This window comes from Nitratireductor sp. GCM10026969, from assembly GCF_042660605.1.
GTDB lineage: Bacteria > Pseudomonadota > Alphaproteobacteria > Rhizobiales > Rhizobiaceae > Chelativorans.
Genome location: NZ_JBHSUM010000234.1, coordinates 1 through 4,386 on the forward strand (window position 1 = coordinate 1; position 4,386 = coordinate 4,386).

4 protein-coding genes are annotated in these 4,386 nt (G+C 66.9%); 2 read left to right on the forward strand and 2 right to left on the reverse strand.

Annotation, left to right across the window (positions count from 1 at the left end; genetic code table 11):
* The coding region (locus ACFP9U_RS24025; protein WP_378625304.1) for a substrate-binding domain-containing protein at window positions 1-241 on the forward strand (241 nt) is incomplete at its 5' end.
* Between the two features lie 50 nt (window positions 242-291).
* On the opposite strand, the gene ACFP9U_RS24030 is transcribed toward ACFP9U_RS24025, so the two are convergent.
* The gene (locus ACFP9U_RS24030; protein ID WP_378625306.1) at window positions 292-498 is read right to left on the reverse strand and encodes a DUF6494 family protein; all 207 of its coding nucleotides are present in this window, start codon (window positions 496-498) and stop codon (window positions 292-294) included.
* A 90-nt stretch (window positions 499-588) separates the two neighbouring features.
* Between ACFP9U_RS24030 and ACFP9U_RS24035 the strand changes: the two genes are divergently transcribed.
* Complete coding sequence (locus ACFP9U_RS24035) at window positions 589-1,890, forward strand: c-type cytochrome (RefSeq protein WP_378625307.1); 1,302 nt, start codon at window positions 589-591, stop codon at window positions 1,888-1,890.
* 242 nt (window positions 1,891-2,132) lie between these two features.
* On the opposite strand, the gene ACFP9U_RS24040 is transcribed toward ACFP9U_RS24035, so the two are convergent.
* Window positions 2,133-4,178 (reverse strand): 4Fe-4S binding protein, encoded by a 2,046-nt coding sequence (locus ACFP9U_RS24040; protein ID WP_378625309.1) that lies wholly within the window; start codon window positions 4,176-4,178, stop codon window positions 2,133-2,135.
* Window positions 4,179-4,386 lie beyond the last annotated feature (208 nt).

Below are 4,386 nucleotides of genomic sequence, written 5' to 3' on the forward strand. Positions count from 1 at the left end.
GATCCGCACCGGCCAGGCCGATTGCGGGGTCGCGACCCGCGCGGCAGCGCGCGCGGCGGGCCTCGAATTCGTGCCGTTGCTATGGGAGAACTTCGATCTCCTGATGCGCCAGCGGACCTATTTTCAGCCGTCGCTCCAGGCTTTGATCACCTTCCTGGCCCAGGGTGGCCTCGGCGGCCGCGCTGCCGAACTCACGGGGTATGACGCGACCCCGGCGGGAAAGATCCGCTTCTACACCTGACCTTCCAAGATCTTCACCTGAATGGTCATGGTGCGGCATAGCCCCGGCGATCAGCCGAGATCGATTTCACCTTCCACCACATGGTTCAAGGGCGTGCCCTCCGCCGTGATCACGGCCTTCACGGTTAGGGTCCCCTTGCCCTGCAGTCCTGCATCCTCCACGGCCTTCTCGATCGCATGCTGCGACGTCACGCCGACCTGCTTCAGGAACTTCCGCATGGACACGTTGAAGGGATCGACTTCCATGTTCCGGGTCATAGATTGCCTCGATAGTCTGGGACGGTCGAACCGTCGGGTTGATCTCTTTTAAGGTAGCTTCGCAAAGCTGCCCGGCTAGCGGAACACGGAATGATTCGCTACGCAATGCATATGAGACGCGCTCCACGCTTCCTGACGGCCGCCCTCCTCCTGCTCAGCACGGCGGCGGGCGGGATGGAACTCAGGGGTCATGGCGGACCCGTGCGGGCGATCGCCGTGGCACCGGAGGGAACGGCCGCGATCACCGGCAGCTTCGACACGAGGGCCATCGTCTGGTCGCTCGAAACTGGCGAAGCGCGCAGGGTGCTGCTTTTCCACGGCGACGAGGTGAATGCCGTCGCGGTCCTGCCCGACGGCCGCTTCGCCACCGCCGGCGCGGATTCACGCATTGCGATCTGGGAGCCGGGCCGAGACGCCCCGGCCCGCGTGCTCGAAGGGCATACCGCACCCGTCACGGCGCTCGCCGTCTCGCCCGACGGATCCACCCTCGCCTCCGCCTCCTGGGACACCACTGTCCGGCTCTGGCCGCTTGCGGGAGGAGATGCGCGCGTGCTCGAGGGCCATGCGGGGAATGTCAATGCGGTGACCTTCCTCGCCGACGGCATGCCCGTCAGCGCGGGTTACGACGCAAATCTGATTTTCTGGCCGCAAGATGCCAGCGCGGCGCCGGTGCGCGTGCCCCTGTCCACCCCGCTCAATACGCTCGCGGCACTGCCCGGCGACCGTCTTGCCGTCGGCGGGGCCGATGGAAAGCTGCGCGTGCTCGACCGCGACGGCACGCTTCTATCCGAAGCGCGTGTCGCCCGGGCACCGGTGGTCGCGCTTGCTGCTTCGCCGGACGGAAAACATCTTGCTGCCGCCGGCATCCGGGATGCCATCGTCCTGCTCGATACGGCGAATCTCGCGCCCGTGCACGAACTGAACAGCCCCGGCATGCCGGTCTGGTCCCTTGCCTTCACGCCGGACGGCGAGACGCTCCTGACCGGCAGTGCGGACCGCGTCGTGCGCCAATGGAACGTCGAAACCGGCGAGCCTATCGGCACGGTCGCGGCCGGCGAGACCGATCCGCTGGCCGAGTTTGCCGGCGATCCGGGGGCGGAGGCCTTCCGCGCCTGCGTCGCCTGCCACACGCTCGACCCGGAAGACGGCAACCGCGCCGGGCCCACCCTTCACGGCATCTTCGGCCGCAGGATCGCCTCCGTCCCGGGCTATCGCTATTCGCAGGCGCTTCGCGACATGGATATCGTCTGGACGCCGGAAACGGTGTCGGAGCTTTTCGAGGTGGGACCAAGCACCTACACGCCCGGCACCAAGATGCCGGAACAGACGATCAATAACGACGAAACCCGCGCCGCCCTCATCCGCTTTCTTCAAAGGGAGACTGTCGACTGAGGGCGGGATGTGTTCGCGTTCTCCCTCCCACTGTCGACGGGACGTCGCCGACGTCCGTCATCCCGCCAAGGGAGCGTAAGTGACCGCGAGCCGGAAACCATTCCGTGGCCTTTCCGCGTTCCGGAATGGATCCCGGACAGCCTCCGCTCCGCTGCGGCTTCCGGGATGACGGGTTGGGGAGCGCCCGGCCTTCAAGGCAGCGCGCGACAGGGCGCCGACCATTCGCGTTCCACTCTGCCCCGTCAATGTTGGCCCGGCTTGTCGCCACTCGTCTCGCGGTCGCGCAGATAGTCTTCCGACGTGCGTGGCGCTGGCCGAGCGGGGCTGGCATAGGGATCGAACCCTTCGTTGGTCACCGCCTCGACCCGGCAATTGTCGCACATCCGCACCACGTCGATTCGCCGCGCGTTCTCGCCCGCGAACATCCAGTGCTTGCCTTCGAGCGTGGCAACGATGCGCTCGACCGTGCTCTTCGTGCCGAACGGCTTGCCGCAGCGGATGCAGCAGTAGGGCTCTTCCTCCTTCACCAGCCGGCGCGGCGCCCTCCAGGCCTCAAAATCGAGCTGCGGCGCCAGCCGGATCACGTCCTCCGGGCAGGTGGCCGCGCAAAGTCCGCATTGCACGCAGGCGCTCTCGGCGAAATAGAGGGCCGGCTTGTCCTCGCTGTCGGAGAGCGCACCTGTCGGACAGGCCGATACACATGAAAGGCACAGCGTGCACCCGTCTGTGTCGATGTCGAGGCTTCCGAAGGGAGCGCCGGCCGGCAGCGTCACACGGTCGGCCTGCATCGGCGCGGCGCGGTGCAATTCGACCATCGTGTTTCTCAGAAGGTCCCGTTTCTTGCCGACAGGGAGGAATGTCGCCGGCCGGGACGAAGGCGTACCGGGGACCACCTGGTCGAGCGCAGAGCGAAGGATGTCGGGATCGTCGGCTTCGATCAATCCGCAGGCCTCGGAGCCATAGCCGAGGGAATGCGTCAGAAGGTTCGCGATGGTGATGTTTGCCGCAAGACCCGCCAAATCGTGTTTCGGCTTGGCGGGGCCGAGCGCCCTGACCGCGGAGGCGCCCCACGCCACGGAAGCGGCCCAGGCTTCAATGCCCAGTTGCGTGATCTCGTTCACCGCCACCGGCAAGACATTGGCCGGGAGTCCGGGCCCGAAACGGGAGAGCGCGTCGATAAGTGGCTCGCCGTGGCCGGTATCATGGAACAGCACGACCGGCTCATGACCTCCCGCACTTCGATAGGTGAGGAGAAGTGTGCGAACCCGCCGCAGAAGCGCGTCGGCGGCAGGCAAGGCGTAAGCGGCGGCACCGGTCGGGCAGACGGCCGCGCAATTGCCGCACCCGGCACAGACTTCCGCGTCGATCGCAACGTGATCACCAGCCGGCGCAATGGCGCCCGTCGGGCACAGGTCGAGGCAGCGCGTGCAGCCCGTGATCCGCGATCGCGAATGGGCGCACAGGGAATCGGAGAAATCGATGAAGCGCGGTTTGTCGAACTCACCGACCAGGTCGGCGGCCTTCCAGATCGCCTCGGCAATGGACGCCCGGTCGCCGGGATCGACCCGGATATAGCCGTCGCGCAATTCATGGGCCGGGAAAAGCGGCGTTTGCCCGGAGAGGTCGAGCACGATGTCGGCATGCGAGACCGCGCCGTTGCGCGCTTGCCCGAACCGCAGCTTCTCCCGCGAGGAGGGCGACGGCACGGCGAAATCGTCCACCGTCAGCTCGAATGCACCGAGATGGCCATGCGCATTGCGGATCGTCCCCTTCGCCACGGGAAAATCCCACACCCGGTGCGGCATCACCTCGCCCGGCCGTGACAGGAGGACGGTCACGTCGAGCTTGTCGGCAAGCTGCCGCCCCGCCTCGATCGCCGTCTCGTCACGGCCATAGATCAAGATCACGCCCCGGCTGGAAAGCGTTACGAGCGCCGGCGCCTCGGCGGACTCGGCGGCCATGGCCATGAGGGCGGCGGCCTTCGGTCCGGCCTGCGCCGCGGTCTCGGCCCAGCCCGCCGTCTCGCGGATGTTCGCGAAGGCCAGTTCGCCGGCGAAGCCGAGATCTTCGGCGACCTCCCTGAAGAGCGGCGCCTGCTGGGTGCAGCCGATCGTCACCGCGTCGGTGCCGCCCAGGAAGGCGCGCACCCGGTCGAGCTCGGCGCCACAGAACTGGTTTCCCGTTTCGACCTCGGCGCCCCGGCATCCGCGCGCGACGCTGTCGCCATAGTCCGGCATGCTCGCTTCGCAGGAGCAGACCAGTACCTTCCGCCGTTTCTCTAGGGTCATTTCAACTCCCGTGGCGCACCGCCGCCCATCGGTAGCGTTGCCACTTTAGAAGTATTATAATGATTGGCCGCACTCATCAACACACGGCTTAAAATGCCCTTGCGCCCATCCGTCACCGACCGGGCCATCGATCTGCCCCCGCCCTACAACCTCGTCCCGCTGCGTGAGGCCGGCGACGCCTTCGCGCATGCCTGCGCCATCGCCGGCG

Coding starts and splice junctions, on each gene's coding strand:
- ACFP9U_RS24030 (WP_378625306.1), bottom strand. CDS start 498: ATGACCCGGAACATGGAAGTCGATCCCTTCAACGTGTCCATGCGGAAG.
- ACFP9U_RS24035 (WP_378625307.1), top strand. CDS start 589: ATGATTCGCTACGCAATGCATATGAGACGCGCTCCACGCTTCCTGACG.
- ACFP9U_RS24040 (WP_378625309.1), bottom strand. CDS start 4,178: ATGACCCTAGAGAAACGGCGGAAGGTACTGGTCTGCTCCTGCGAAGCG.